Source organism: Pseudomonas sp. TE36184 (assembly GCF_054060055.1).
Genome location: NZ_JBSSCU010000001.1, coordinates 5,877,359 through 5,903,748, shown reverse-complemented (window position 1 = coordinate 5,903,748; position 26,390 = coordinate 5,877,359). Strand labels below are relative to the sequence as shown.

At 61.2% G+C, this 26,390-nt stretch carries 22 protein-coding genes and 2 pseudogenes; 13 read left to right on the top strand and 11 right to left on the bottom strand.

Annotated elements, in window-relative coordinates; translation table 11 throughout:
* The first annotated feature begins 40 nt into the window (after positions 1–40).
* The 5 genes and pseudogenes from ACVWZP_RS26710 (at position 41) to ACVWZP_RS26690 (ending at position 6,190) form a co-directional block, all read left to right on the top strand.
* A pseudogene (locus ACVWZP_RS26710) lies at positions 41–2,606 on the top strand (TonB-dependent receptor).
* A gap of 140 nt (positions 2,607–2,746) precedes the next feature.
* The gene (locus ACVWZP_RS26705) at positions 2,747–3,355 is read left to right on the top strand and encodes a biliverdin-producing heme oxygenase (RefSeq protein WP_017846098.1); all 609 of its coding nucleotides are present in this window, start codon (positions 2,747–2,749) and stop codon (positions 3,353–3,355) included.
* Between the two features lie 159 nt (positions 3,356–3,514).
* Entirely contained in the window at positions 3,515–3,916 is a 402-nt protein-coding gene (locus ACVWZP_RS26700) for a YbaN family protein (protein ID WP_046382223.1), read from the top strand.
* Between the two features lie 135 nt (positions 3,917–4,051).
* A pseudogene (locus ACVWZP_RS26695) lies at positions 4,052–5,332 on the top strand (PDC sensor domain-containing protein); the annotation flags it as partial.
* Between the two features lie 102 nt (positions 5,333–5,434).
* The gene (locus tag ACVWZP_RS26690; RefSeq protein WP_370737558.1) at positions 5,435–6,190 is read left to right on the top strand and encodes a methyl-accepting chemotaxis protein; all 756 of its coding nucleotides are present in this window, start codon (positions 5,435–5,437) and stop codon (positions 6,188–6,190) included.
* Positions 6,191–6,502: 312 nt separating this feature from the next.
* On the opposite strand, the gene ACVWZP_RS26685 is transcribed toward ACVWZP_RS26690, so the two are convergent.
* A complete protein-coding gene (locus ACVWZP_RS26685) occupies positions 6,503–7,066 on the bottom strand; it encodes an NAD(P)H nitroreductase (RefSeq protein WP_017846101.1) in 564 nt (187 codons plus the stop codon).
* A 140-nt stretch (positions 7,067–7,206) separates the two neighbouring features.
* Between ACVWZP_RS26685 and ACVWZP_RS26680 the strand changes: the two genes are divergently transcribed.
* Genes ACVWZP_RS26680 through ACVWZP_RS26670 form a run of 3 tightly spaced genes read left to right on the top strand, consistent with a single transcriptional unit; the run spans position 7,207 to position 10,830 of the window.
* Positions 7,207–8,634 (top strand): di-heme oxidoreductase family protein, encoded by a 1,428-nt coding sequence (locus ACVWZP_RS26680; protein ID WP_457370271.1) that lies wholly within the window; start codon positions 7,207–7,209, stop codon positions 8,632–8,634.
* 31 nt (positions 8,635–8,665) lie between these two features.
* The gene (locus ACVWZP_RS26675) at positions 8,666–9,730 is read left to right on the top strand and encodes an imelysin family protein (RefSeq protein WP_017846103.1); all 1,065 of its coding nucleotides are present in this window, start codon (positions 8,666–8,668) and stop codon (positions 9,728–9,730) included.
* Positions 9,731–9,732: 2 nt separating this feature from the next.
* Positions 9,733–10,830 carry a DUF1513 domain-containing protein gene (locus tag ACVWZP_RS26670; RefSeq protein ID WP_046385189.1) on the top strand — a complete coding sequence of 366 codons (1,098 nt, stop codon included), beginning with the start codon at positions 9,733–9,735 and terminating at the stop codon, positions 10,828–10,830.
* 97 nt (positions 10,831–10,927) lie between these two features.
* On the opposite strand, the gene ACVWZP_RS26665 is transcribed toward ACVWZP_RS26670, so the two are convergent.
* The 5 genes from ACVWZP_RS26665 to colR all read right to left on the bottom strand — a co-directional run bounded on the left by ACVWZP_RS26665 (position 10,928) and on the right by colR (position 14,697).
* Entirely contained in the window at positions 10,928–11,155 is a 228-nt protein-coding gene (locus ACVWZP_RS26665) for a hypothetical protein (RefSeq protein WP_046490015.1), read from the bottom strand.
* Complete coding sequence (locus ACVWZP_RS26660; RefSeq protein WP_026139920.1) at positions 11,152–11,871, bottom strand: lipopolysaccharide kinase InaA family protein; 720 nt, start codon at positions 11,869–11,871, stop codon at positions 11,152–11,154. Before ACVWZP_RS26660 ends, ACVWZP_RS26665 begins: the two co-directional genes overlap by 4 nt.
* A gap of 4 nt (positions 11,872–11,875) precedes the next feature.
* Positions 11,876–12,556, bottom strand: a complete 681-nt coding sequence (locus tag ACVWZP_RS26655; RefSeq protein WP_017846107.1) for a class I SAM-dependent methyltransferase — start codon at positions 12,554–12,556, stop codon at positions 11,876–11,878.
* Positions 12,557–12,743: 187 nt separating this feature from the next.
* Positions 12,744–14,024: a sensor histidine kinase gene (locus tag ACVWZP_RS26650; protein ID WP_046382218.1), complete on the bottom strand. Its 1,281-nt coding sequence runs from the start codon at positions 14,022–14,024 to the stop codon at positions 12,744–12,746.
* Positions 14,014–14,697 (bottom strand): two-component system response regulator ColR, encoded by a 684-nt coding sequence (gene colR, locus ACVWZP_RS26645; RefSeq protein WP_016975511.1) that lies wholly within the window; start codon positions 14,695–14,697, stop codon positions 14,014–14,016. Before colR ends, ACVWZP_RS26650 begins: the two co-directional genes overlap by 11 nt.
* Before the next feature lie 203 nt (positions 14,698–14,900).
* Between colR and ACVWZP_RS26640 the strand changes: the two genes are divergently transcribed.
* Together ACVWZP_RS26640 and ACVWZP_RS26635 are read left to right on the top strand one after the other, a co-directional pair.
* Positions 14,901–16,850 (top strand): LTA synthase family protein, encoded by a 1,950-nt coding sequence (locus tag ACVWZP_RS26640; protein WP_193040795.1) that lies wholly within the window; start codon positions 14,901–14,903, stop codon positions 16,848–16,850.
* 51 nt (positions 16,851–16,901) lie between these two features.
* Positions 16,902–17,639 (top strand): phosphatase PAP2 family protein, encoded by a 738-nt coding sequence (locus ACVWZP_RS26635; RefSeq protein WP_046382215.1) that lies wholly within the window; start codon positions 16,902–16,904, stop codon positions 17,637–17,639.
* A 107-nt stretch (positions 17,640–17,746) separates the two neighbouring features.
* Here ACVWZP_RS26635 and groL read toward each other — a convergent pair whose 3' ends face one another.
* The 5 genes from groL to ACVWZP_RS26610 all read right to left on the bottom strand — a co-directional run bounded on the left by groL (position 17,747) and on the right by ACVWZP_RS26610 (position 22,371).
* Positions 17,747–19,393: a chaperonin GroEL gene (gene groL, locus ACVWZP_RS26630; protein ID WP_017846111.1), complete on the bottom strand. Its 1,647-nt coding sequence runs from the start codon at positions 19,391–19,393 to the stop codon at positions 17,747–17,749.
* 50 nt (positions 19,394–19,443) lie between these two features.
* Positions 19,444–19,740 carry a co-chaperone GroES gene (locus ACVWZP_RS26625; RefSeq protein WP_017846112.1) on the bottom strand — a complete coding sequence of 99 codons (297 nt, stop codon included), beginning with the start codon at positions 19,738–19,740 and terminating at the stop codon, positions 19,444–19,446.
* A gap of 246 nt (positions 19,741–19,986) precedes the next feature.
* Complete coding sequence (locus ACVWZP_RS26620; protein WP_017846113.1) at positions 19,987–20,463, bottom strand: FxsA family protein; 477 nt, start codon at positions 20,461–20,463, stop codon at positions 19,987–19,989.
* 67 nt (positions 20,464–20,530) lie between these two features.
* A complete protein-coding gene (locus tag ACVWZP_RS26615; RefSeq protein ID WP_079444612.1) occupies positions 20,531–21,262 on the bottom strand; it encodes a HugZ family pyridoxamine 5'-phosphate oxidase in 732 nt (243 codons plus the stop codon).
* 101 nt (positions 21,263–21,363) lie between these two features.
* Entirely contained in the window at positions 21,364–22,371 is a 1,008-nt protein-coding gene (locus ACVWZP_RS26610) for a DUF481 domain-containing protein (RefSeq protein ID WP_046382213.1), read from the bottom strand.
* Positions 22,372–22,563: 192 nt separating this feature from the next.
* On the opposite strand from ACVWZP_RS26610, the gene ACVWZP_RS26605 reads away from it, so the two are divergent.
* From ACVWZP_RS26605 to ACVWZP_RS26595, 3 genes are all read left to right on the top strand, one after another.
* Positions 22,564–22,878, top strand: a complete 315-nt coding sequence (locus tag ACVWZP_RS26605) for an MGMT family protein (protein ID WP_186355047.1) — start codon at positions 22,564–22,566, stop codon at positions 22,876–22,878.
* A 43-nt stretch (positions 22,879–22,921) separates the two neighbouring features.
* Positions 22,922–24,454, top strand: coding sequence for an AmpG family muropeptide MFS transporter (locus tag ACVWZP_RS26600; protein WP_046382211.1), 1,533 nt, complete (start codon positions 22,922–22,924; stop codon positions 24,452–24,454).
* Positions 24,455–24,662: 208 nt separating this feature from the next.
* Entirely contained in the window at positions 24,663–26,378 is a 1,716-nt protein-coding gene (locus tag ACVWZP_RS26595; RefSeq protein WP_017846118.1) for a proline--tRNA ligase, read from the top strand.
* The last annotated feature ends 12 nt before the right edge of the window (positions 26,379–26,390 follow it).

Genomic DNA, 26,390 nt, shown 5'->3' with positions numbered 1-26,390 from the left:
AGTGCGCAACTATAAGACTCGTACTTCCGGAGCGCTCTCGATGTCCTCTCGTTTCAATCGCCGGTCTTCTTCACCCGTGCTGTCCTTGCTGACCGCCGCCCTCCTGCTGGCCGGTACCCCGCTGACGGCCGCCGCCGCCGAACCGACCGCCCGCAGCCACGGCAACTACAGCTTCAGCATCGAACAGCAGCCACTGGTTTCGGCACTCAATGCCTTCACCGCCGTGACCGGCTGGCAAGTCGGCCTGCCGGCGGAGCTGGGCCAGGGCGTGTCGTCCCCTGGCGTGCGTGGTGCGCTGTCGCCGGAAAAAGCCCTGGAGCGCTTGTTGGTGGGGGACCAACCTGGGCTACCGCAAACTCGGCAACAGCAACATCGTCCTGGAAAAGCACGCTGGCGGCGGTGTCCTCAACCTGCAACAGGTGACCATCAGCGCCACCCGTAACGAGCAGGACGTCAACAGCGTACCGAACACCGTCAGCGTGCATGATCGCCAAACGCTGGACCGCCAGAACGTCAACACGATCCGCGAACTGGTGCGTTACGAGCCCGGCGTCTCGGTCGGTGGCGCCGGCACCCGTGCCGGCAATGCGGGCTACAACATTCGCGGTATCGACGGCGACCGCATCCTCACCCAGGTCGATGGCGTGGAAGTGCCGGACAACTTCTTCAACGGCCCCTACGCCAAGACCCGTCGCAACTACGTCGACCCGGAAATCGTCAAGCGCGTGGAAATCCTGCGCGGCCCGGCGTCGGCCCTGTATGGCAGCAGCGCCATCGGCGGCGCGGTGAGCTATTTCACCCTCGACCCGGACGACATCATCAAGCCCGGCCAGGACGTCGGCGCCCGCCTCAAGACCGGCTACAGCTCCGCCGACGAGAGCTGGCTGACCTCCGCCACCGTCGCCGGCCGCGTACAGGACGTCGACGGTTTGCTGCACCTGAGCCAGCGCAACGGCCATGAAACCGAAGCCTACGACGGCAACAACGCCACCGGCCTGGCCCGCACCGGCGCCAACCCCGAGGAGGCGCGCACCACCAACGTGTTGGCCAAACTGGGCTGGAACTATGGCGATGACAACCGTCTGGGCCTGACTTACGAGAAGTACAAGGACGATCGCGACGTCAACCTGAAGAATGCCGTGGGTGGCCCGTTCGTCGGTGGTCAAGGTTTCAATCTCTACCGTGATCGCCGAGGCAACGACACCATCACCCGCGAACGTTTCGGCCTGGAAAACACCTTCGCCCTCGACTCGCCCGTGACCGATCGCATCAAGACCAGTCTCAATTACCAGATCGCCAAGACCGACCAGAGCACCGCAGAAATCTACCAGGCCGGCCGTCGGGTATTGCGCACCCGCGACACGCTTTATGAAGAAAAACAGTGGGTATTCGATGCCCAGCTGGACAAGGCATTCAGCCTCGGCGAAACCGATCACCAAGTGACCTACGGCACCACGCTCAAGCAGCAGAAAGTCACCGGCTCCCGCGAGGGCGCGGCCACTTGCCTTGCCGTCGGCGCCGGTTGCACAGCCATTGGCGCGCCCAGCCCAACGGCCAGCGACAGCGTGAAGAAGGCCAGCGACTTCCCCGACCCGACCATCAACACCTATTCGTTGTTTGCCCAGGACCAGATTGCCTGGGACAAATGGACCTTCCTGCCCAGCCTGCGTTATGACTACACCCAGCTCAAACCCAAGCTGACTCAAGCGTTCCTCAGTACCGTCAACCCGACCGGCCAATACCCGGTGAGCGACAAGGAAAAAACCTGGCACCGTGTCACCCCCAAGTTTGGCCTGACGTATGCCCTGACCGATCACTACACCCTGTTTGGCCAATACGCCGAAGGCTTCCGCACCCCCTCGGCCAAGGCGCTGTACGGACGCTTCGAAAACCTGAACCTGGGCTACACCGTCGAGCCCAACCCCGACCTCAAGCCGGAAACCAGCAAAGGCATCGAAACCGGGATTCGCGGCAAGTTCGCCGCAGGCTCCTTCGACATCGCGGTGTTTTACAACAAGTACCGCGACTTTATCGACGAAGACAACGCGGTCGTCGGCGGCACCGTCGAACAGTTCCAGGCCGTCAATATCAAGCGCGCAACCATCAAGGGCGCGGAAGCCAAGGGCCGCTTGAACCTCGACGCCTTCGGGGCGCCTCAGGGCCTGTATACCCAGGGGTCGATTGCCTACGCCTACGGGCGCAACGACGACAGCGGCGAGCCGCTGAACAGCGTCAACCCACTCAAAGGCGTATTCGGCCTGGGTTACGAACAGGACAACTACGGTGGCCTGCTGAGCTGGACCCTGGTGAAGAAACAAGACCGTGTCGACAGCAAGACCTTCTTCGCGCCCGACGGCGACAGCGCCAACGGCCCGTTCAAGACCCCAGGCTTCGGCATCCTCGACCTGACCGGCTTCTATAAAGTCACCCACGACGTGACCCTCAACGCCGGCCTCTACAACCTGACCGACAAGAAGTACTGGAACTGGGATGACGTGCGCAGCTACGACAGCGTCGGCGAAGCCGGTGTCACCGGCCCGGCCAACCTCGACCGCCTGACCCAGCCCGGTCGCAACTTTGCGATCAATGTGATCTGGGACATCTGATCAATCCGCCTCGCCTCGCCGGAATCAATCACCGGCGAGGTGAGGATTTTTTACTGTGCCGCGTCTTCTTGTTCGTCTAGTTACTAACCGCCCAGCCATGCCTCAGGGCAACACGGCGCTCCCTTCACAAGGACTTTGTCATGACCGCTTCGCCTTCCGCAGAACGCCCAAGCCTGCGCTCCCAGCGCCTGAACCAGATCACCAGCGAGCCGCACACCCGGCTCGATGCGCTGGTCAAGGCGCACGCGCCGTTTGAAACCCGACCCAACTTCGCGCGCTTCGTGGTGGCGCAGTACCTGTTCCAATCGGAACTGGTGGCGCTGTACAACGATGCCGCGCTGATCAAGATCGTCCCCGACCTGGCCGAGCGCTGCCGCGCCGACGCCGCCAGACTGGACCTGGCCGACCTGGACACTGACGTGCCGGCCGCCGTCCCCGGCGCCGTGCAGAACCCGAGCCAAGCCGAAGCCCTGGGTTGGTTGTTCGTCTCCGAAGGCTCCAAGCTGGGCGCGGCGTTCCTGATCAAGCGCGCCGTGGCCCTGGGCCTGAGCGAAACCTTCGGCGCCCGCCACCTCGGCGAGCCGGCCGGCGGCCGCGCCGACGGCTGGAAGCGCTTCACCCGCACCCTCGACGGCCTGGAATTCAGCGCCGAAGAAGAAGCCGATGTGGAAAAAGGTGCGCTCAATGCGTTTATGCGCTTCACGGTGTTGCTCGAACAGGCATACGCTACCGCCCCTGAGCTGGCCTGATATTCGATTGAAATGCGTAATCGGTGGGAGGGGCGGTGCGACGATTCGACTTGCTCCCGATAGGGATGGGTCAGCCATGAAAGTGGTGGCTGACACGCCCCCCCACACTTGGATCTCATGCCAAGCTGAATAATTGTTTTCCCCGACTTGCACACACCCATGACCGGCAAATCCCCATCCACCTCGAGAATCGCCCGGCTCCTCTTCGGCCTGCTGGCCTACGTCAGCCTGGGTATCGGGTTGGTGGCGATTGTCGTGCCGGGTTTGCCCACCACCGAATTCATCCTGCTGGCTGCCTGGGCCGCCACCAAAAGCTCGCCGCGCCTCAGCGCCTGGCTGGAAAACCACCGCCTGTTCGGGCCGATCCTGCTCAACTGGCGCAACGGCAAGATCATTGCGCGCCGCGCCAAAATCAGCGCCACCGTCAGCATGCTGCTCTGTGCCCTACTGATGCTGCTGACGCTCGATCACGGCTGGCCGATCTACCTGACCATCGCCGGAATGAGCCTGGGCAACCTGTGGATATGGTCCCGCCCGGAACGGCTCGCACGCCCCGTATAGCGCGGGATGTAGGCGTTTTCCTACCGTTCATCGCCTCCCTCTCATGAAACCCCTGGCTGCGCCGATGCTCCGGATAAGGCGCCGAATGGACTTGGCCCGGCTCGCATACCAACAAGCCCATCCGTGAGTGAACCTATGTTCGATACCCTCTCCATCCGCTTGAAAATCGTGCTGCTGTCCGGCCTCTGCCTGCTGGGAGTGATTGCGCTGGTGGTCGGCATGAATATTTACAATACCGCACAGAACAATGCGCTGGTCAGCGACTCAAGCTCACGGATGCTCACCGCCAGTGTGCAACAACTGCTGCAAGCCAAGGCTGCCGAACAGGCGGTACAACTGCAGCGAACCTTCGGCGACAGCCTGGTGGCGCTGACCGCCCTCGCCGACCAGGTCAAAGACCTGCGCACCCTGGCCGCCAAGCGCTCCCTCGAACCCGGCGCGCTGCGTGAAGAACTCAACCAGAGCCTGAAAACCGCGTTTGAACGCAACAGCAAGGTGCTGGGGATCTGGATGTCGTTCGAGCCCAATGCGCTGGATGGCAAGGACAGTGAGTTTGTCGACGACAAGGCGCGTGTCTCCAACGATAAAGGCCGTTTCTCCAGCTACTGGAGCCGCGCCGGCGGCGAAGGCTTGAACACCATCATGGTCGAAGAGGACCTGAACAAAACCACCCTCAACCTCAACGGCACCCCCTACAACATCTGGTACACCTGCCCACGGGACACCCGTCGCGCTTGCCTGCTGGACCCGTATGAAGACACGGTGGGCGGCAAGACTGTATTGATGACCACCATCGCCCTGCCGTTACTGGTAGACGGCCAACTCATCGGCGTCCTGGGCGTCGACATTGCCCTCAATGCCTTGCAAGCCAGCACCGATGTTGCACAGAAAGACCTGTTCAACGGTATGGCGCAGTTGGAGATTATCTCCAGCACCGGTTTGATCGCCGCCTACAGTGGCGAACCGGCCAAGGTCGGCAAGAACCTGATCGACACCCTGGGCGCCGAAGGCAAAGAGATCGTGCAACTGCTGGGCAGCGACAACCGCACGATTCTCGAACAGGACAACACCATTCGCGCGGTGTACCCGCTCAAACCGCTTGCCGACGCCAAGTCCTGGGGCATAGTGATCAAGCTGCCCAAGGCCGTACTGCTGGCCGACAACGTCAAGCTGCAAGCCGTACTCGACAAGGCCCAGGCCAGCGGCACGCTCAAGGCCTTGCTGGTCGCGGCCGTCGCCGCATTGCTCGGCCTGCTGCTGGTCTGGCTGACCGCCACCGGCGTGACCCGGCCGATCAACAGCGTGGCAGCCATGCTCAAGGACATCGCCAGCGGCGACGGCGACCTCACCCAGCGCCTGGCCTACTCCAAGAAAGACGAGTTGGGCGAACTGGTGACCTGGTTCAACCGTTTCCTCGACAAGCTGCAACCGACCATCGCGCAGATCAAGCAAAGCATCAGCGAAGCCCGTGGCACGGCGGACCAGTCTTCGGCCATTGCACGCCAGACCAGCGAAGGCATGCAGGTGCAGTTCCGCGAGATCGACCAGGTGGCCACGGCGTCCAATGAAATGAGCGCCACCGCCCATGACGTCGCCAACAGCGCCTCCAACGCCGCCAGCGCGGCGCGCGGGGCCGATCAGTCGGCACGCGAAGGCATGTCGATCATCGAGCAGAGCACCCGCGATATCACCACCCTCGCCGACGAAGTCAGCAAGGCCGTAAGCGAAGTCGAAGCACTGGCCGTCAACAGCGAGCAGATCGGTTCAGTGCTGGAAGTGATTCGCAGCATTGCCGAGCAGACCAACCTGCTGGCGCTCAACGCTGCCATCGAAGCGGCACGCGCCGGGGAAAGCGGGCGCGGGTTTGCGGTAGTGGCCGACGAAGTACGCAACCTGGCCAAGCGCACCCAGGATTCGGTGGAGGAAATCCGCCAGGTGATCGAACGCATCCAGAGCGGCACCCGTGGCGTGGTGGCGACCATGCATTCGAGCCAACAGCAGGCCCAGAGCAATGCCGGGCAGATCCATCAGGCCGTGCAGGCGTTGGGCAAGATCAGCGACGCGGTGACGGTGATCAGCGACATGAACCTGCAGATCGCCAGCGCCGCCGAACAACAGAGCGCAGTGGCCGAAGAGGTCAACCGCAATGTGTCGGCGATCCGCACCGTGACCGAAACCCTCACCGGCCAGGCCACCGAGTCGGCGGCAATCAGCAGCCAACTCAATGCACTGGCGACTCAACAGATGAAGTTGATGGACCAGTTCAGGGTGTAAACAACACTGTAGGAGCGAGCTTGCTCGCGAAGAACGTCAACGATCACGCGTGCATCCTGGATGAACGCGGTGTCCTTGAGTTTTTCGCGAGCAAGCTCGCTCCTACAGGCCGGTCCAGGCCGTGACAAACGCAGCTACATCCTTCCTCGATCACGCGTGCATCCTGGATGAACGCGGTGTCCTTGAGTTTTTCGCGAGCAAGCTCGCTCCTACAGGCCGGTCCAGGCCGTGACAAACGCCGCTACATCCTCGATCATGCGTGCATCCTGGATGCACGCGGTGTCCTTGAGTTTTTCGCGAGCAAGCTCGCTCCTACAGGCCGGTCCAGGCCGTGACAAACGCCGCTACATCCTCTTTCGGCGCGGTACGCGGTGGGTTCTGCGGCGTGCCCAGGTAGAGGAAGCCAATGACTTCCTCGCCCTCTTTCAGTCCTAGGCCCTTGGCCACATGGGCCGAGTAGGACAAGTCCCCGGTGCGCCACACCGCGCCAATCCCCTGGGCGTAGGCCGCCAGCAGGATGCCATGGGCGGCACAAGCCGCCGCCAGCAATTGCTCGGATTTCGGCACCTTGAAGTGTTCCTGCAGGCGGGCAATCACCACTACGACCAGCGGCGCGCGCAACGGGCCGTTCTGGGCCTTGTCGAGGACGGCCTGCGGCGCGTCGGGGTCTTGCAGGCGGGCGGCTTCGACCAGCAACGTGCCCATCTGCTCACGGGCCGCGCCTTCCACGGTGAGGAACCGCCAAGGACGCAACTGGCCGTGGTCGGGCGCACGCATGGCCGCGGCGAACAGCACATCACGCTGCTCCTGGGTCGGTGCCGGTTCCAGCAGGCGCGGCACGGAAACACGGTTGAGCAAAGCGTCGAGAGCCTGCATTGGCCACCTCCAGAAAAAAATGTGCGGTCATTCTAGCGGGAATGGACCGGGATGCCATCAAACGATAATTGCTCTTATTCAAACCGCCCCGCCCTGTTAGACTTTGCGACCTTATTTTCCGCCTTTGCTCAGGAAACTTGATGCTCCGTTCGCTTCTTCGCCTGTCTGCAGGACTGATGGCCATGAGCCTGGTTGCCTGCGATGACGCCCCCCGGTTTACCCAGGCTGAGCCGGGGGAAGCGCGGGCCGGCGGGGCAACGACGGTGAACAAACACGGCCAGAACGCCTTTTCCCTGCCCTCGGCCAACCTGTCGCCAACCCGCCGCCTGGATTTCAGCGTCGGCAACAGTTTCTTTCGCAGCCCCTGGGTGATCGCGCCTTCCACCACCACCGCGCGCGACGGCCTGGGGCCGCTGTTCAACACCAATGCCTGCCAGAACTGCCATATCAAGGACGGCCGTGGCCACCCGCCGCTGGCCGACGCGCAGAACGCCGTGTCGATGCTGGTGCGCCTGTCGATCCCGGATGCGCCGCCGTATGCCAAGCTCATCGAGCAACTCGGCGTAGTGCCCGAGCCGGTCTACGGTGGGCAGTTGCAGGACATGGCCGTACCCGGCGTGACGCCGGAGGGCAAGGTGCGGGTCGACTACACGCCGGTCAACGTCACGTTCACGGACGGCAGCGTCGTCGAACTGCGCAAGCCCAACCTGCAGATCACCCAACTCGGTTACGGCCCGATGCACCCGGACACGCGCTTCTCCGCACGCATCGCCCCGCCGATGATCGGCCTGGGCCTGCTCGAAGCGATTGCCGACGCGGATATCCTGCGCAACACCGACCCGAAGACCGCCGACAAAGACGCCATCGTCGGCCGCGCGAACTGGGTCTGGGATGACGCCCGGCAAAAAACCGTGCTCGGACGCTTCGGCTGGAAAGCCGGGCAACCCAACCTCAATCAACAGAACGTTCACGCGTTTTCGGGGGATATGGGCCTCACCACGTCGCTGAGACCGTTCGATGACTGCACCGACGCCCAGGTCGCCTGCAAACAGGCGCCCAACGGCAATGGGCCCGATGGCGAGCCGGAAGTCAGCGATAACATCCTGCGCCTGGTGCTGTTCTATACCCGCAACCTGGCGGTGCCCGTGCGCCGCGACATCGACGCACCACAGGTGCTGGCCGGGAAGAACCTGTTCTACCAGGCCGGTTGCCAGGGGTGTCACACGCCGTCGTTCACCACGGCGGCCCATGCTGCCGAACCTGAACTGGCCAACCAGATGATTCGCCCCTTCAGCGACCTGCTGTTGCATGACATGGGCGACGGCCTGGCCGACCACCGCACCGAATTCAAGGCCAGTGGCCGCGACTGGCGCACGCCACCGTTGTGGGGCATCGGCCTGACGCAAACCGTCAGTGGCCACACCCAGTTCTTGCATGACGGCCGCGCCCGCAACCTGCTGGAAGCCGTGCTCTGGCACGGCGGTGAAGCACAAGCGGCGCAGCAGCATGTGTTGTCCTTCAATGCCGAGCAGCGCGCTGCACTGCTGGCGTTCCTGAACTCTTTATAAGCTTCGCCCCACTTACAGAAGGGAGCTCGACATGTTCCGTCCCAAGTTGTTGTTCACCAGCCTGGCCGCCCTCGCGCTCGGCGCCTGTTCGCCGCAAGACCCGCAAGCGGTGACCTCGGCCGCCATCGCCAAGCAAGTGATCTTGCCGACCTACAGCCGCTGGGTGGAAGCCGACCGTCAACTGGCCGTCAGCGCCCTGGCGTACTGCCAGGGCAAGGAAAGCCTGGACACCGCTCGCGCCGACTTCCTTCACGCCCAAAAAGCCTGGGCCGAACTGCAACCGCTGCTGATCGGCCCGCTGGCCGAGGGTAACCGTTCGTGGCAGGTGCAGTTCTGGCCGGACAAGAAAAACCTGGTGGGTCGCCAGGTCGAGCAACTGGTCGCCGCCCAGCCGCAGATCGATGCGGCCGCCCTGGCCAAATCCAGCGTGGTGGTGCAGGGCCTGTCGGCCTATGAATACATCCTCTACGACGCCAAGACCGATATCGCCGACGCCGCGCAGAAAGCCCGCTACTGCCCGCTGCTGACGGCCATCGGCGAGCGCCAGAAAGCCCTGGCCGAAGAGATCCTGGCCAGCTGGAACAGCACCGACGGCATGCTCGCGCAGATGAGCAAGTTTCCCAACCAGCGCTACGCTGATTCCCACGAGGCCATTGCCGACCTGCTGCGCGTACAAGTGACCGCACTGGACACCCTGAAGAAAAAACTCGGCACGCCGATGGGTCGCCAGACCAAGGGCATCCCGCAGCCGTTCCAGGCCGACGCATGGCGCAGCCAGTCGTCCCTGCGAAGCCTGGAAGCCAGCCTTGCCGCGGCCCAGACCGTGTGGGTCGGCGTCGACAACAAAGGCCTGCGTGGCTTGTTGCCGGCCGATCAAAAGGCCCTGGCGGAGAAGATCGACGCCGCCTATGCCGCGTCCCTGAAACTGTTCGCCAGCAATCAGCGCACCCTCAACGAATTGCTCGGCGATGACGCCGGACGCCAGCAGCTCAACGATCTCTACGACAGCCTCAACGTCGTCCACCGCCTGCACGAAGGCGAGCTGGCCAAGGCGCTGGGCATCCAACTGGGCTTCAACGCCAACGACGGTGACTGATGATGCTCAGGCGACAGGCTTTGGCCATTGGCAGCGCGTTGCTCGGCGCACTCACGCTGGGCGGCTGGACGTTGTTCAAGCAGAAAGACAAGGGCCCGCTGCTGCTGTCGGCGCGGGATGATGCAGACGGCAAACACTATGCTGTCGGTTATCGCCTGGACGGCCAGCGGGTGTTCGCCACCCAGGTCGGCCAGCGCTGCCACGACATCATCAACCACCCGACGCTGCCGATCGCGCTGTTTGTCGCCCGTCGCCCGGGCACCGAGAGTTACCTGATCGACCTGCGTGATGGCGCGCTGCTGCAAACCATCACCGCGAATGCAAACCGCCACTTCTATGGCCACGCGGTAATCCATAAAAGTGGCGACTGGCTGTACGCCACCGAAAACGACACCTCCGATCCGGGCCGTGGCCTGCTCGGGGTGTATCGGTTCGAAGGCGAACGGCTGGTGCACAGCGGCGAGATTTCCACCCATGGCATCGGCCCGCACCAGGTGGCGTGGATGCCCGACGGCGAAACCCTGGTGGTGGCCAACGGCGGCATCCGCACCGAAGCCGAAAGCCGCGTGGAAATGAACCTCAACGCCATGGAACCGAGCCTGGTGCTGATGCAACGCGACGGCAGCCTGATCAGCAAGGAAACCCTCGGCCAACAGATGAACAGCGTGCGCCATATGGGCATCGCCAGCGATGGCACCATCCTCACCGGGCAGCAGTTCATGGGGCCGTCCCAGGAGCGCTCCGAGTTGCTTGCGATCAAGCGGCCGGGGCAGCCATTCATGGCGTTTGCGGTGGCCGACGAGCAGTTACAGGCGATGGCGCACTACACCGCCAGCGTCGCGGTACACAGCGAATTGCGCCTGGTCGCGTTGACCGCACCGCGCGGCAACCGCTTGTTTATCTGGCACATCGACAGCGGCGAGCTGCGCCTGGATGGGCCGTTGCCGGACTGTGCGGGCGTGGGTGCAGTGGCGGACGGGTTTGTCGTGACCTCCGGCCAGGGGCGCTGCCGGTTCTATGACTGCCGCCAGGCACAGCTGAGCGCAACACCGTTGGAATTGCCAGCCGGGCTTTGGGATAACCATCTGCATCTGGTCTGACGGTCAGGCTCGGCCCGCGCTGCGCCCGACGGGCAAATCGCTGGCGAAAAAAAAGGGCCTCGTCTCACAAGGCCCTTTTTGGGTGGTTTTGATCGTTTCAACTTTGTGGCCCCACCCCTCGAGACATCCCGAACATGAACAACAGCAGGTCATGATCGGGCTTGACCGTCGCACTCGCCTTGGCGATGCGCGGCAGCAGGCATTGCCCGCTGCCTTGCACCGCACTGAGGACCTGTGTCCGAGGCTGTTCCCATGCAGCCAGGGCCAGGGCAGCAACGCCCAACGCCCCGACCAGAAACAGACCTCGAGCTATTTCTAGCTTCATTTGGTTAAACCCTTGATAGCGCTGCCAAACGCCGTCTCGTAAAAGTAGCTGAGTTTTGCCCAGTCGCCATCGCTCCACGACGAATGGCGGCGCAGTTGCAGCATGTCATGGGAGGCGGCTCGATAAGCGGTCAGGCGCTGGCGGCATTTCTCGAAGTCCAGCAGCGCGACTTCCACGTTGGCCGAGTCGGGCTCACCCGTAACGCGCACAAAGATATGCTTGATGTACAAGCAACCGTGTTGCCAGCGACCTTTGTGCATGCGCGCCAATGTCGCCGCCACCTCTTTGAGTACACGCTCGTGTACCGCTTCGCCGTACTGTTCACGGCCACCGGCGGCGTACCATTTTTCGATTTCGTCGAAACCGTCCAGCGAAGCCGTCACCAACAATGCTTTCCATTGGTGTTGCGGATCACGACGCGCCTCGCAGAACACCATCTCCGGTACCCGTACATTCAGCGCGCGCAGGCCTTTGAGAGCATCCCGTTCGCGCAACACCGTCGGGCGTCCAAACGGATGCAGCCAACTGCGGTAGATATGCCCGGTCTGACGTTTGCTGTAGAGCAAACGCCCGGTGGGGCCCATCACACGCTGCACGCCACTTTCACCGCCACGCCGACGATTAGGCTCTTCGACCCACTCGCCCTGCTGGCGCCAGAAATACTCAAATCGCTCTTCGGGAGCTACATGACTGCCTGCTACGCACTCAACTGCCATCCTGTTACCTCTTGCGCAATACATATACTCGCCACATGGCGTAGAGCGGAATGAAGTCCAGGGACTCCTGAACACGGAAACCGGCCTGCTCAAACTCTGCCTCGACAGTAGCAGCCGGTAACACGAACCGGTTTTGGTAACCTTCCTGCTCACCTTTCCTACGACGTTTTACTTCGGCACGCTTGCGTTTCCAGGCCTTGAAGTTGCCATCCACCCACAGTGAGATGATCACGCTGTCGCGGGTAACACGATGAAACTCCTGCAATATCGCCAAGCGGTGCTTAGGCTCACCAATGTGGTGCATCAGGCGCATGCAGAAGATGCTGTCGACCGCGTTATCAGGCAAATCGATATCAAAGGCGGATGTCTGCAAAGGGCGTACCCGTTTGACCACGTCCGCCGGCTGGGCGACCATCGCGACCTTCAACATCGACTCCGAATTATCGGCGCCGATGATCACCCGGTTGGGTTTTTCCGCCAGCAACGGCCAGAAACGCCCGGCCCCGCAAGGCAAGTCCAAGACCAGGCCAGGTTCACCGGCCATGGCCAACGCACCGCGCGCCAACTGCTCGTCACGTTTGTGGGACAGCCGGCGAGCTAAATTGTCCTGATGTTTGAGCAAATAACTCTGCGCATGCTCTTCGTCGTACTTATCGGAAAATTCGAGCTTGATCGGGGTAGGCATCTTACGTCTCCGTTTACTGATGCCTACGACCTTAAGTTGCAGACTGTGATCAATAGGTCAACTCGTTGTGAAAAACTTGTCCTGTCCAGATTCATACATGTCAAGACTTTACCGACACAAATGATAGCAACGGGCTATCTACGACGAATTACACTGATCGTTGCCAGCATAGCGGTAGCACACACGGTCAGGATTTGACCTGGCTCAGTTGGACATGAAAGCGGCAACCATTGGGTTCCATGGTGCTCAGGCTGACGCTCCAGCCTTGGTTTTCGCAGATCCGCTGCACCAGCGACAGCCCCAGGCCAAGGCCCTCACCGCGTTTTTCGCTGCCGCGCACGAAGGGCTCGAACATGGCTTCGCGCTTGTCTTCAGGAATGCCGACGCCGGAGTCTTCCACCACAAAACCACTCGGTTCCAGGGTGAGCCGGATAAAGCCCTGCTCGGTGTAATGCAGTGCATTACGCAGCAGGTTGCCCATCACCGCATGCAGGAAGGTGGTGTTATAGCGGGTATCCAGGGGGTTGCCCGGCTGGTAGATCAGTTGCAGGCCTTTTTGCTCGATCGGCTCACGCCAGATGCCGAGCAAATCATCCGCCACCTGGGTGAGGGTTACCCGGGGGGACATGGTGGCGTCGTTGTGTTGGGCGCGTGCCAGCATCAGGAAGGTCTGCACCAGTTCGCGCATTTCTTCACAGGCCCTGGCGATACGCAGCACCTGGTTGCGCCCACGCTCGTCGATGGCCGGGTTTTCCAGCAGCAGCTCGCAGGAACTGGCCAATACCATCAACGGCGTGCGCAATTCGTGGCTCACATCACTGGTAAACAACTGCTCGCGGGACAGCGCCTGGCGCAGACGGCCCAATGTGGCGTCGAAGGCCACAGCCAGCTCGCCCACTTCATCGGCGGCGTAATCCGGTGCCAGGGGCGGCGCCAGGCCGAGCAACTGGTCACGATGACGCACCTGGCGCGCCAGGCGCACCACCGGTGCCATCACCTTGCGGGCCAGCACCCAGCCGAGGAAGACCGCCAGCGCCAGGCTGAGCACGAAGCCCACCAGCACCACCGCGAACAGCACGCGCTCACGCTCTTCGAAATCGCTCTGATCTTGCAGCAGCACGTAACGCCGACCATCGACCACTTCGACCATGGCGTGGTACGACAACGCCTCGCGGAACACTTCATGAAAACCCGGTTCCAGGTGCCGCAGGTCCTTGGGCAGCTCGAAATCCCCGCGCCCGCCGCTGAAATAGAACAGCTGGTCCGGCTCGGGTCGGTGGCTCCAGTCCTCGACGCTGTCCATCAGCAGCAGGCGCTGCAAGTCGCCGCCCAGACCTGCCGAAATCAGCTTCTCTTCCACCAGATGCACCGTCGCGATGATCCCCATCGCGAAGGCGCCCGCCACCAATGCGCTCATCAAGGCAAAGGCGATGATGATCCGCTGGGCAAGGCTTTGCTTAAACTCCATCACGACCCTCGGCCAGGCGGTAACCCACACCGTGTACCGTTTGTAGCAATGGTTTGGCGAAAGGTTTATCGATCACTTGGCGCAACTGGTGGACGTGACTGCGCAGGCTGTCACTGTCGGGGCAATCATCCCCCCATAGGGCTTCTTCGAGAATTTCCCGACGCAGCACATGGGGACTTTTCTGCATCAACACCGCCAGCAGCTTCAGGCCCACCGGGTTGAGCTTGAGCAGGCGCCCTTCGCGGGTGACTTCCAGGGTATCGAGGTCGTAATGCAGGTCGGCCACCTGCAGGGCACGGCGTCCGCCCCCCTGGGCGCGGCGCAGCACGGCTTCGATGCGCGCGGCCAGTTCCGACAGGGCAAACGGTTTGAGCAAGTAGTCATCAGCGCCGGACTTGAAACCCTGCAGGCGGTCATCCAACTGGTCGCGGGCGGTGAGCATGATCACCGGCGTATCGCGGCGCGCATCTTCGCGCAGGCGTTTGCACAGGGTGTAGCCATCGATGCCGGGCAGCATGATGTCGAGTACGATCAGGTCGTAGTGCTCGGTGGCAGCCAGGTGCAGGCCCGACAAACCGTCCTGCGCGCAGTCCACGGTGTAACCTTTGAGCCCCAGATAATCGGCCAGATTGGCCAAAATATCGCGGTTGTCTTCAACCAATAAAATTCGCATGGGCAGTGTCTCCGTACTTTCGTGCCAGCCGTGTGTTGGCTCGCGCAGCTTAAGGCCTAGTGGGGCTCAGGGATAGAGCTGAGCGCTGCGCAGATAAACGATTTCAACCGATTAAAGAGTTGAACGAGTTTTTCACTATAGCTTCACAAACTGACTACAGTGCCAGGCCGAAGATCGCCCCCATCGATCTAAGGAAGTTGGACATGGGGTTTCTCAAAACGGCGCCTATGCGCTATTTGCTGTTGGTAACCGGTGCCTGGCTGGTTGTTTTCCTGCTCACTCGCAGCGTACTGCTCATTACGCATCTGGATGAAGTCGGCGGCAATCTGCTGCCGGTGTTTGGCGTGGGCCTGCTCTATGACCTGGCTTTTCTAGCCTATGCCGCCCTTCCTCTGGGGCTGTACCTGTTGCTGTGCCCGCCCGCGCTGTGGCGTCGCCGCGGCCATCGCTGGTTCCTGCAGGCGGTGCTCACCGTCAGCCTGTTCGCGATGCTGTTCACCTCGGTGGCCGAATGGTTGTTCTGGGATGAGTTCGGCGTGCGCTTCAACTTTATCGCCGTCGACTACCTGGTGTACTCCGACGAAGTACTGAACAACCTGCTGGAATCCTACCCCATCGGCAAGTTGCTCAGTTTGCTGGCGATGCTGGCTGTCGTGCTGAGCCTGGCCCTGCGCAAGCCATTCAATGCGGCAATGAACGCCCCGCTGCCGCCCATGCGCGGCCGTCTGTTGAATGCCTTGGCGCTGTTGGTCGTCGCGGGCCTGAGCCTGCAACTGATCAGCCAGGACAGCCCACGCGCCCAAGGTGGCAATGCCTACAAGAACGAACTGGCGAGCAATGGCCCGTATCAGTTTTTCGCCGCGTTCCGTAACAACGAGCTGGATTACTCACAGTTCTACAAGAGCCTGCCAACCGAAATCGTAGCCAAGCAGTTGCGCGCCGAACTCAGCGAGCCCAATGCGCGCTTCATCGGCCAGGACCCACTGGATATCCGCCGTGCCATCACCCACCCGGGCACGCTGCGCAAACCCAACATCGTGCTGGTGACCATCGAAAGTTTCAGCGCCAAATACATGGGCAGCAATGGCGACGGGCGCAACCTCACGCCGAATCTCGACGCCTTGCGTCAACAAAGCCTGTACTTCAACAACTTCTACGCCACCGGTACCCGCACCGACCGTGGCCTGGAGGCGATCACCCTGGCCATCCCACCGACGCCGGGACGCTCCATCGTCAAGCGCATTGGTCGGGAGAGCGGCTTCGCCAGCCTGGGGCAACAACTCACGGCCATCGGTTACGACAGCGTGTTTGTGTATGGCGGGCGCGGTTATTTCGACAACATGAACGCGTTTTTCAGCGGCAACGGTTATCGCGTCGTAGACCAGAGCAGCGTGCCCGAGTCGGAAATTTCGTTCAAGAATGCGTGGGGCATGGCGGACGAGGATCTGTACAAACAGACCCTGAAGCTGGCCGATGCCGACTACGCCAAGCAGCAGCCGTTCTTGCTGCAACTGATGACCACCTCCAACCATCGCCCCTACACCTACCCGGACGGGCGCATCGATATCAAATCCGGCAATGGCCGCGACGGCGCGGTGAAGTATACCGACCATGCCATCGGCCAGTTCCTGGAAGCGGCGCGTCAGAAGCCATGGTTCGATAACACGATCTTCGTCTTCGTCGCCGACCACACCGCCGGCAGTGCAGGCCAGGAAGACCTGCCCATCACCAACTATCAGATTCCACTGTTCATCTATGCGCCGAAGCTGATCGACGCACGGGAATCGGCGCAACTGGCCAGCCAGATCGACCTGGCGCCGACCCTGCTGGGCCTGATCAACCTGAGCTATGAATCGACCTTCTTTGGCCGTGACCTGTTGCAGGACAACCCATTGCCCCCTCGGGTCGTGGTCGGCAACTACCAGCACCTGGGGCTGTTCGACGGCAAAAACCTGGCGATTCTCAGCCCACGCCAGGGCCTGCGTCGCCACGACGAGGCGCTGGGTAAAAGCCAGGAGTTGCGGGTCGGCAGCGATGACCCGCTGATCCAGCGGGCAATCACCTACTACCAGGCCGCCAGTTATGATTTCAAACAACAACTGCTGAGCTGGAAAGCGCCCAAGGAAGAGGCCCCGGCATTAAGCACGCGCTAACCAAAACGTCCCGTACAGCCGAGTACGGGACGTTTTTTATCAGGGTTTACCATGCAATCCCCACCTGTTGTTCCGGTTTCCAAACCTCTCAATTTCTGGCTGTGCCTGGGCATCCCCGCCGGCGCTGTGCTGCTGATGCTATTGCTGCAGCTGACATCGCTGGACATGGACCTCGCCAAGCAGTTCTACAGCGCTGCGGGTGGCGGCTTCATCGGGCGTTACAGCTTCTTCCTCGAAGACATCCTGCATGACCGCGCCAAACAGATGGTCATCCTGTTCTCGGTGCTGGCCATTCTGGGGTTTGCCGGTACCTTTATCCTCCAGCGCCTCAAGCCGTACCGCCGCGAACTGGGCTGCCTGGTGTTGTCCCTGGGGCTGGCCACGGCGTTCGTCTCGCCGTTGAAAACCGTCACCGCCGTGCAATGCCCGTGGAGCCTCAAGGAGTTCGGTGGCCAGGAAACCTACAGCGAACTGCTGAGCCCTCGCCCGCCCACCGATAAACCTGGGCGCTGCTGGCCCGGCGGGCATGCGGCAACCGGGTTCGCCCTGTTCGCCTGGTTCTTTGCGCTACGGGATCGCCGGCCGCGGATGGCACGCAAGGCGTTCATCTTTGCCGTGGCGCTGGGCAGCGTGTTTTCCGTGAGCCGCATGGCGCAGGGCGCGCACTTCTTTTCCCACAATGTGTGGACGGCGATTTTCTGTTGGCTGATCTGCCTGGGGCTGTACTGCCTGATACTCTATCGGCCATCGAAGGTCAGGGTGTCAGAAGTGCGTGCATTGAATACGTAGACCGGCCAACCACTTCAGTTACCTCCCTCCCTTATTACGCACCCGCATAAAAAAACCCCGCCTGCATCGCTGCAGGCGGGGTTTTTCAGTCGCCGGGTAAGGCTGGCTTACATCATGCCGCCCATGCCACCCATGCCGCCCATGTCTGGCATACCGCCGCCAGCCGAGCCTTCTTTCTTCGGTGCTTCAGCAACAGCTGCTTCGGTGGTCAGGATCAGACCGCCGATGGAGGAAGCTGCTTGCAGCGCCGAACGAGTCACCTTGGTAGGGTCCAGGATGCCCATTTCGATCATGTCGCCGTATTCGCTGGTTGCCGCGTTGTAACCGAAGTTACCTTTACCGTTCTTCACAGCGTTAACCACAACGCTTGGCTCGTCGCCGCTGTTGGCAGCGATCTGACGCAGCGGTGCTTCAACGGCGCGACGCAGTACAGCGATACCCACGTCCTGATCGGCGTTGTCGCCTTTCAGGTCCAGGATGGCTTCCAGGGCGCGGATCAGTGCAACACCACCGCCAGGTACCACGCCTTCTTCAACGGCTGCGCGGGTTGCGTGCAGGGCGTCTTCAACGCGGGCTTTCTTCTCTTTCATTTCAACTTCGGAGCCAGCGCCAACCTTGATCACTGCAACGCCGCCGGACAGCTTGGCCAGACGCTCTTGCAGTTTTTCACGGTCGTAGTCCGAGGAAGTTTCGGCAACCTGGGCACGGATCTGAGTGATGCGCGACTGGATGTCCTGATCTACGCCAGCACCGTCGACGATGATGGTGTTTTCCTTGGAGATGGTCACGCGCTTGGCGCTGCCCAGGTTTTCCAGGGTGGCGCTTTCCAGGCTCAGGCCGATCTCTTCGGAGATAACGGTACCGCCGGTCAGAACGGCGATGTCCTGCAGCATGGCCTTGCGACGGTCGCCGAAGCCTGGAGCCTTGACGGCTGCAACCTTGACGATGCCACGCATGTTGTTCACAACCAGAGTCGCCAGGGCTTCGCCTTCAACGTCTTCGGAAACGATCAGCAGTGGGCGGCCGGCCTTGGCAACGGCTTCCAGCACCGGCAGCATTTCGCGGATGTTGGAGATTTTTTTGTCGACCAGCAGGATCAGCGGGCTTTCCAGCTCGGCAACCATGGTTTCTGGCTTGTTGACGAAGTACGGGGACAGGTAGCCACGGTCGAACTGCATGCCTTCTACAACCGACAGTTCGTTTTCCAGGCCAGTGCCTTCTTCAACGGTGATCACGCCTTCTTTACCGACTTTTTCCATGGCTTCGGCAATGATGTCGCCGATGGAGTTGTCGGAGTTGGCGGAGATGGTACCCACCTGAGCGATAGCCTTGGTGTCAGCGCATGGCTTGGACAGGTTTTTCAGCTCTTTGACGATGGCGATGGTCGCCTTGTCGATGCCGCGTTTCAGGTCCATCGGGTTCATGCCGGCAGCGACGGCTTTCAGGCCTTCGTTGACGATCGACTGAGCCAGAACGGTAGCGGTGGTGGTGCCGTCGCCTGCGTCATCGTTGGCACGGGAGGCAACGTCTTTGACCAGCTGCGCGCCCATGTTCTCGAAACGGTCTTCCAGTTCGATTTCTTTGGCGACGGAAACGCCGTCCTTGGTGATGGTCGGAGCGCCGAAGCTCTTCTCGATGATCACGTTACGGCCTTTAGGGCCCAGGGTCGCTTTTACTGCGTCAGCCAGGACGTTGACACCGGTGAGCATTTTCTTGCGGGCGGAATCGCCGAATTTAACTTCTTTAGCAGCCATTATCGATATTCCTTAAATACTTTGTAGTAACGGGAAAATGAGCGGGGAAATCAGCCTTCCAGAACGGCGAGAATCTCGTTCTCAGCCATGACCAGCAGGTCTTCGCCGTCGACTTTCACAGTGTTGCTGCCGGAGTAAGGACCGAATACAACCTTGTCACCGACTTTAACGGCCAGCGCACGTACTTCACCGTTTTCCAGAGTCTTGCCTGGGCCTGCAGCGACGATCACACCGTGGTTGGCTTTTTCAGCAGCCGAACCTGGCAGAACGATACCGCCAGCGGTTTTCTTTTCTTCTTCGCTGCGACGGATAACGACGCGGTCGTGCAGAGGACGAAGCTTGCTCATTGTCGATCTCTCCTAATTGTGTTTTTCATCGGCCGGTGTCAGTACCGGCAGGTTAAATCCGGCGGGGCCGGTCGCGGTTCGCAGGGCGAAACGCGGAAGTCTGTCTGGTGTCGCCACCAGAAACCTTGCGGTGACCGTTACATAAGGGCGCATCAGCTTATTACAAGGGGCCGGCGATGAATTTTTTTGCGTCTGCCGGCCCTTAAAAACAACACAGCCCCCGAAGGGGCCGCGCCAGTGAAGCGGTTATTTGCTGTCGCGATGCTCGAACTCACCTTCGATCACATCACCTTCTCGCCCCAACGGCTGGCGCGGAGCCGGGCCGCCACGGGGTTGCAGGTCATCGGCGAATGCGCGTTGGCGAATCGCAGCCTCTTCGGCGCGCTGGCGCATCTTGCCCGCCAACAGCTTGCGCGTGAACGGCAGCAACATGACCAGGCCGAGCACATCGCTGATGAAGCCTGGCAGGATCAACAGGCCACCGGCCAGGGCCATCATCAGCCCTTCGAGCATGGTTTGTGCCGGCAATTCGCCGCGATTCAGGCTTTCACGGGCACGCAGCGCCGTGGCCAGACCGGCGACGCGCAGCACCAGAACGCCGAGCATCGAGCCGAGAATGATCAGCAGCAGTGCCGGGAAAAACCCGATCGCACCACTGACTTTTACGAATACGAACAGCTCCAACACCGGGAACAGCAGAAAGAGCAATAAAAAAGGGCGCATCAAATGGTTTCCTCAACGCAAGATTGCCTTGCCAGTCCACCTTAGATGACGTCGCCATTTCGTGAATTCAAGCTTCAGCGACGCTTTTTTTCGGCCAGACCTCAGCATGAGCCAAGGAAACCAGGGCCTCGCGCACTTGTGTCGGCGTGTTGCAAGACTCGGCGAACGGCAACCAGTGCAGCGCATGCCCTATGCGCAGGTGCATGCCTTCGCTGTCGATCCCGGCCAGTTGCGCCGGCTCGTGTGTGGGCAAGCCGGCCAACTCGACGTAATGGGCGATGGCCTTGGAGTGGTCGGCGTTCATGTGCTCGACCATGCTGCGCTCGGCCGGGCCGGCGAACGGGTTGGCCAGGGTCAACCGGTCAAGCCAGTGAATCGCGCCAAAGCCGCCGATATAGCGGTGACGTACCGGCTTGAGTACCCAGAAGTCAAAGTCGTGGGCCTGGTGATAATTGGCCGATTCGGGGAAGTAGCGGTAATAGCGTTCGGCGGCCGCTTCAATCGCGGCGGCGTCGTGCAATTGCTCGGCTTCGGCCAGGTAGGTCAGGCGCCCCACTGCCTGCACGTCATCCGCTTCACGCTCGCCGACCAGCAGCGAGCACTTGGGGTCTTTCTGCAGGTTATGGGTGTGTTGGGCGATCCGGCTGATCAGGATCAGCGGCCGGCCTTGCTCGTCCAGGCAATACGGCACGACCGAACCGAAGGGAAAGCCAGGCATGGCTTTGGACAATGTGGAGAGGGCTCCACGGTATTCCTTGAGCAGCAGCTCTCGGGCGTTCTTGGCAACGTGCGCGCTCAACGTATGACTCCTCGGGAATTCAGTCGCCCATAGCGTATGGGAATGGATCTCAAGCCAAGGTAATCAATATCCGCGCAGGTTGCCAGCGGGCACGAAGCGGATTACCAGGCCACGCCAAACCCTGCGGTGTAGCGGGTCTTGCTCAAGCTGCTTTCCGAGTCGCCGCTGATCACGTCACGCTCGGCCTTGAGATTGAGCGACGCCCACTCGGTGACCTTGTAGCGCAGGCCCATTTCCGCATCGAGGGCATACTCGGCCGGCCCGCCGATAGGCTTGCCCAACTCGCCGGAGGTGAAGAATTCAACCGTCTTGCCGATCAGGTAGCGGTTGTAGTCCCACTTCATGGCCAGGGAATAGAAGTTGTCCTTGCCGCCATCGGAATATTCGTAATCGGTGCGGTTGACCAACGAACCCAGGGAGAACGCGCCGAGCTCATCGTCCCAGAATTGGTAGCCCGGGCCGGTGCCGACAGTGCGTTGGCGGGACAGGTCTTCGACCCTGTCGCGCTTATAGGTCAAGCGGCCCTGCCAGAACCAGTGCTCGGTGATGAAGCGGTCGAGGTCGTATTCCAGGGACCAGTTGTCGGTGGTGGTGACGTCGTCCTGGAACTCGCGGTTGTACTCGCCCTGTCCGGTGTGGCGCCATTGGCCGTGGCGGGCGGAGGTCTTGAAGTCGATGTCGTAGTCGTTGGTGTCTTTCTCGGCGCGCTTGTAGTCCAGCGCCATGTCGACATTGCCTTTCCACACCAGGTCTTCGATCACCGGCTTGGGCTTGATGATCTGCTGGATGCTGGCCAGCTCCACGGTCTTGGGCGCTTCGCCATTGGCCAGCACCACTTTGCCATCAGCCGCAGCCTGCAAGGATTTGGCCTTCTCACCGGTGTAGGCATCCTGCTTGACCAACAACTCCTGATCGCTCTCCAGGGTTTTCACCTGTTTCCAATCCACCGGGATAGCCCCCGCATAGTCGGTCTGGATCAGCAGCTTGCCACCGTCGAAGAGCTTGATCTTGCCGGACAGGCGGTCACCGTTCTTTAACCAGACGGTGTCGGCGAGCAAGGGGGTGGAGGCGCTGAAAACAGCAAGGCACAGCAAGGTTCTGGACAACATAAGCAGATAAGGGGCTCAGGATTGGCGAAATAGGGGCGTTATCGTGTTAGATAGCTAGGACTGACTCAATGAATTGTGTTGAGTTCAGTTCTCATCTGCATATTTACAGACGTTTCTTACAAGAAACCGACGATCTGAACGGATATATCCACCGTGAAGCAACCCGCCGAAGCCCCGCAAAGCCCTGCCGAGATGCGCCGCACCGCGCTGTACCTGACGCTGGCGCAAATCCCCGAAGGTTGCGTGGTGAGTTACGGCGAACTGGCCCACCTCGCCGGGCTGGGGCGTGCGGCGCGTTGGGTCGGGCGCACCCTGAGCCAACTGCCCGACGATACCCGCTTGCCCTGGCACCGCGTGCTGGCTGCCGGCGGTCGGATAAGCCTGCCGGCGGGCAGCGCCTCAGGCGACGAACAACGTGCGCGTTTACGCAACGAAGGTGTCGCTATCCTGAACAATCGCGTGGATATTCAGCGTCATGGCTGGCGCCCGGTAGAGCACAGCGGTTAGAGTGCGCGCTTTGTTTCCGTGAATCTGAGGCAGACTCCAGCCCATGCCCCGTAAAACCTGGCGCGCCGCGCTCGCCGCCTATGCCAGCCCCTCGACGTTAGTGCTGTTGTTGCTCGGCTTTGCCGCCGGCTTGCCTTACATGTTGGTGTTCTCGACGCTTTCGGTATGGTTGCGTGAGGCCGGTGTGGCCCGCGAGACCATCGGCTATGCGAGCCTGATCGGTTTGGCGTATGCCTTCAAATGGGTGTGGTCGCCATTGCTCGACCAATGGCGCCTGCCGCTGCTGGGCAAACTCGGACGTCGTCGCTCCTGGCTGGTACTGGCCCAATCGCTGGTGATCCTCGGATTGATCGGCATGGGCTTCTGCGACCCGCAGAAACACTTGTCCTGGCTGATCGCTATTGCGGTGATCGTCGCCTTCGCTTCGGCTACCCAGGATATTGCAGTCGATGCCTATCGCCTGGAAATCGCCGATGACAGCCGCCAGGCTGCCCTGGCCGCCAGCTATATGTCCGGTTACCGCATCGCCGCCCTGCTCGCCACGGCCGGCGCGCTGTTTTTTGCCGAAGGTTTCGGCTCTACCGGTTTCAACTATAAACACTCGGCGTGGACCGGCACCTATGTGCTGTTCGGCGTGCTGATGATTCCGGCGCTGCTGACCACCCTGTTCATGCGCGAGCCCAATGTGCCACTGCGCACCCAGTTGCAGGCTGGACGCTACAGTTTCGTGCATCAGTTGGTGTCGGTGTTTGTGCTGATCGTGCTGTTGGTGTCGGTGCCGGCGACGTTCACCCAGTTGTACAACACCGATTTCGCCAGCGTGCTGTTCCACGGTGTCAGCCTGTGGGAACTGTTAATGGAAGACCGCGCCTTCCTGCGCGCCATCCTCTACATCACCCTGACAACATTGTGCCTGTCGGCCATGGGCCGCCGAGGCCTGGCGCCGGTGCTGACGCCGGTCAACGACTTCATCCTGCGATATCGCTGGCAGGCGCTGCTGCTGCTTGGGCTGATCGCCACCTATCGCATGTCCGATACCGTGATGGGCGTGATGGCCAACGTGTTCTATATCGACCAGGGCTTTACCAAGGACCAGATTGCCGGGGTCAGCAAGATCTTCGGCCTGATCATGACCCTGGTCGGCGCCGGCATGGGTGGCCTGTTGATTGTGCGCTTTGGCATCCTTCCGATCCTGTTCATCGGCGGCATCGCCTCGGCCGGCACCAACCTGCTGTTCGTGATGCTCGCCGACATGGGCCCGGACCTGCAGATGCTGATCTTCACCATCTCCCTGGACAACTTCAGCTCAGGCCTTGCCACCTCGGCGTTTGTCGCCTACCTGTCGAGCCTGACCAACCTCAAGTTCTCCGCCACCCAATACGCGCTGCTGAGTTCGATCATGCTGTTGCTGCCGCGCCTGATCGGCGGGTATTCGGGGGTGATGGTGGAGAAGTTCGGTTATCACAACTTCTTCCTGATCACCTGCATGCTGGGTGTGCCGACCTTGCTGCTGATTGCGCTGCATTGGTTCCAGGAAAGCCGACGGATTCGCTTGAATCCACCGGCAGAAGACTGACAGAGCCTCCCCTTGTAGCTGTAGCGAGCTTGCTCGCGAAGAAGTCACAGACACCGCGTTTATCCCGGTTTCCCGCGTCATCGTTGACGATCTTCGCGAGCAAGCTCGCTCCTACAAACAGCTCTGCGTCCTGATGCCTGTACGGCGGCAGTTTGCGCCCGTACAATCCCAAGTCACTTCAAGTCCAAGCAACCGACAACGGCCTACCATGCGTACCAGTCAATATTTGCTCGCCACACTGAAAGAAACGCCTTCCGACGCGGTTGTGATCAGCCATCAGCTGATGCTGCGCGCCGGTATGATCCGCAAGCTGGCTTCTGGCCTGTACACCTGGCTGCCCATGGGCCTGAAGGTGATGCGCAAGGTCGAAGCCATCGTTCGCGAAGAAATGAACGCTGCCGGTTCTCTGGAAGTGTTGATGCCGAGCACCCAACCGGCCGAGCTGTGGCAGGAATCCGGGCGCTGGGAAGAGTACGGCCCTGAATTGCTGCGCTTCAAGGACCGTCATGGCCGCGACTTCTGCGCTGGCCCGACCCATGAAGAAGTGATCACCGACCTGATGCGCAACGAGTTGAGCAGCTATAAACAGCTGCCCCTCAACCTGTATCAGATCCAGACCAAGTTCCGTGATGAGATCCGCCCACGCTTCGGCCTGATGCGCGGCCGCGAGTTCATCATGAAGGACGCGTATTCGTTCCACGCCGACCAGGCGTCCTTGCAGGTCACCTATGACCGCATGCACACCGCCTACTGCAACGTGTTCACGCGCCTGGGCCTGAAATTCCGCCCGGTTGAAGCGGACAACGGCTCCATCGGCGGCGCCGGCTCCCACGAGTTCCACGTACTGGCCGAGTCCGGCGAAGACGATATCGTGTTCAGCAACGGTTCCGACTACGCGGCGAACATCGAGAAAGCCGAAGCCGTGCCACGGGAAACCGCCCGTCCAGCCCCGGCTGAAGAACTGCGCCTGGTGGACACCCCGGACACCAAGACCATCGCGGCCCTGGTGGAAAAATTCAATCTGCCGATTGAAAAGACCATCAAGACCCTGATCGTTCACGCCGAGGAAGCCGGCAAGCTGATCGCCCTGGTGATCCGTGGCGACCACGAGCTCAACGAAATCAAGGCCGCCCAGCAACCGGGCGTGGCCAGCCCGCTGGTCATGGCCTCCGATGCCGAACTGCGCGACGCCATTGGCGCCGGTGCCGGCTCCTTGGGCCCACTGAACCTGCCGCTGCCGATCATCATCGACCGCTCGGTCGAGCTGATGAGCGACTTCGGTATCGGCGCGAACATCGACGACAAGCACTACTTCGGCGTGAACTGGGAACGCGACTTGCCGGTGCCGACCGTGGCCGACCTGCGTAACGTGGTCGCCGGCGACCCTAGCCCGGATGGCAAGGGCACCCTGGAAATCAAGCGCGGCATTGAAGTCGGGCACATCTTCCAGCTGGGCAACAAGTACAGCAAGGCGATGAAGTGCGAAGTGCTGGGCGAAAACGGCAAGCCGATCACCCTCGAAATGGGTTGCTACGGCATTGGCGTATCGCGCGTGGTTGCCGCTGCCATCGAGCAGAACAACGACGAGAAAGGCATTATCTGGAGTGACGCCCTGGCGCCGTTCCAGGTGGCCCTGGTGCCGCTGCGCTATGAAACCGAGCAAGTCCGTGAAGCCACCGACAAACTGTATGCCGAACTGACGGCCGCCGGTTTCGAAGTGTTGCTGGACGACCGCGACAAGAAAACCAGCCCGGGCATCAAGTTCGCCGACATGGAGCTGATTGGCATCCCGCACCGGATCGTGGTCAGTGACCGTGGCCTGGCCGATGGCAATCTGGAATACAAGAGCCGGACCGAAGCCGAAGCCCAACCGTTGCCGGTGGCTGACGTGCTGTCTTTCCTTCAGGCGCGTATTCGTCGCTGAAAACCAGATCAA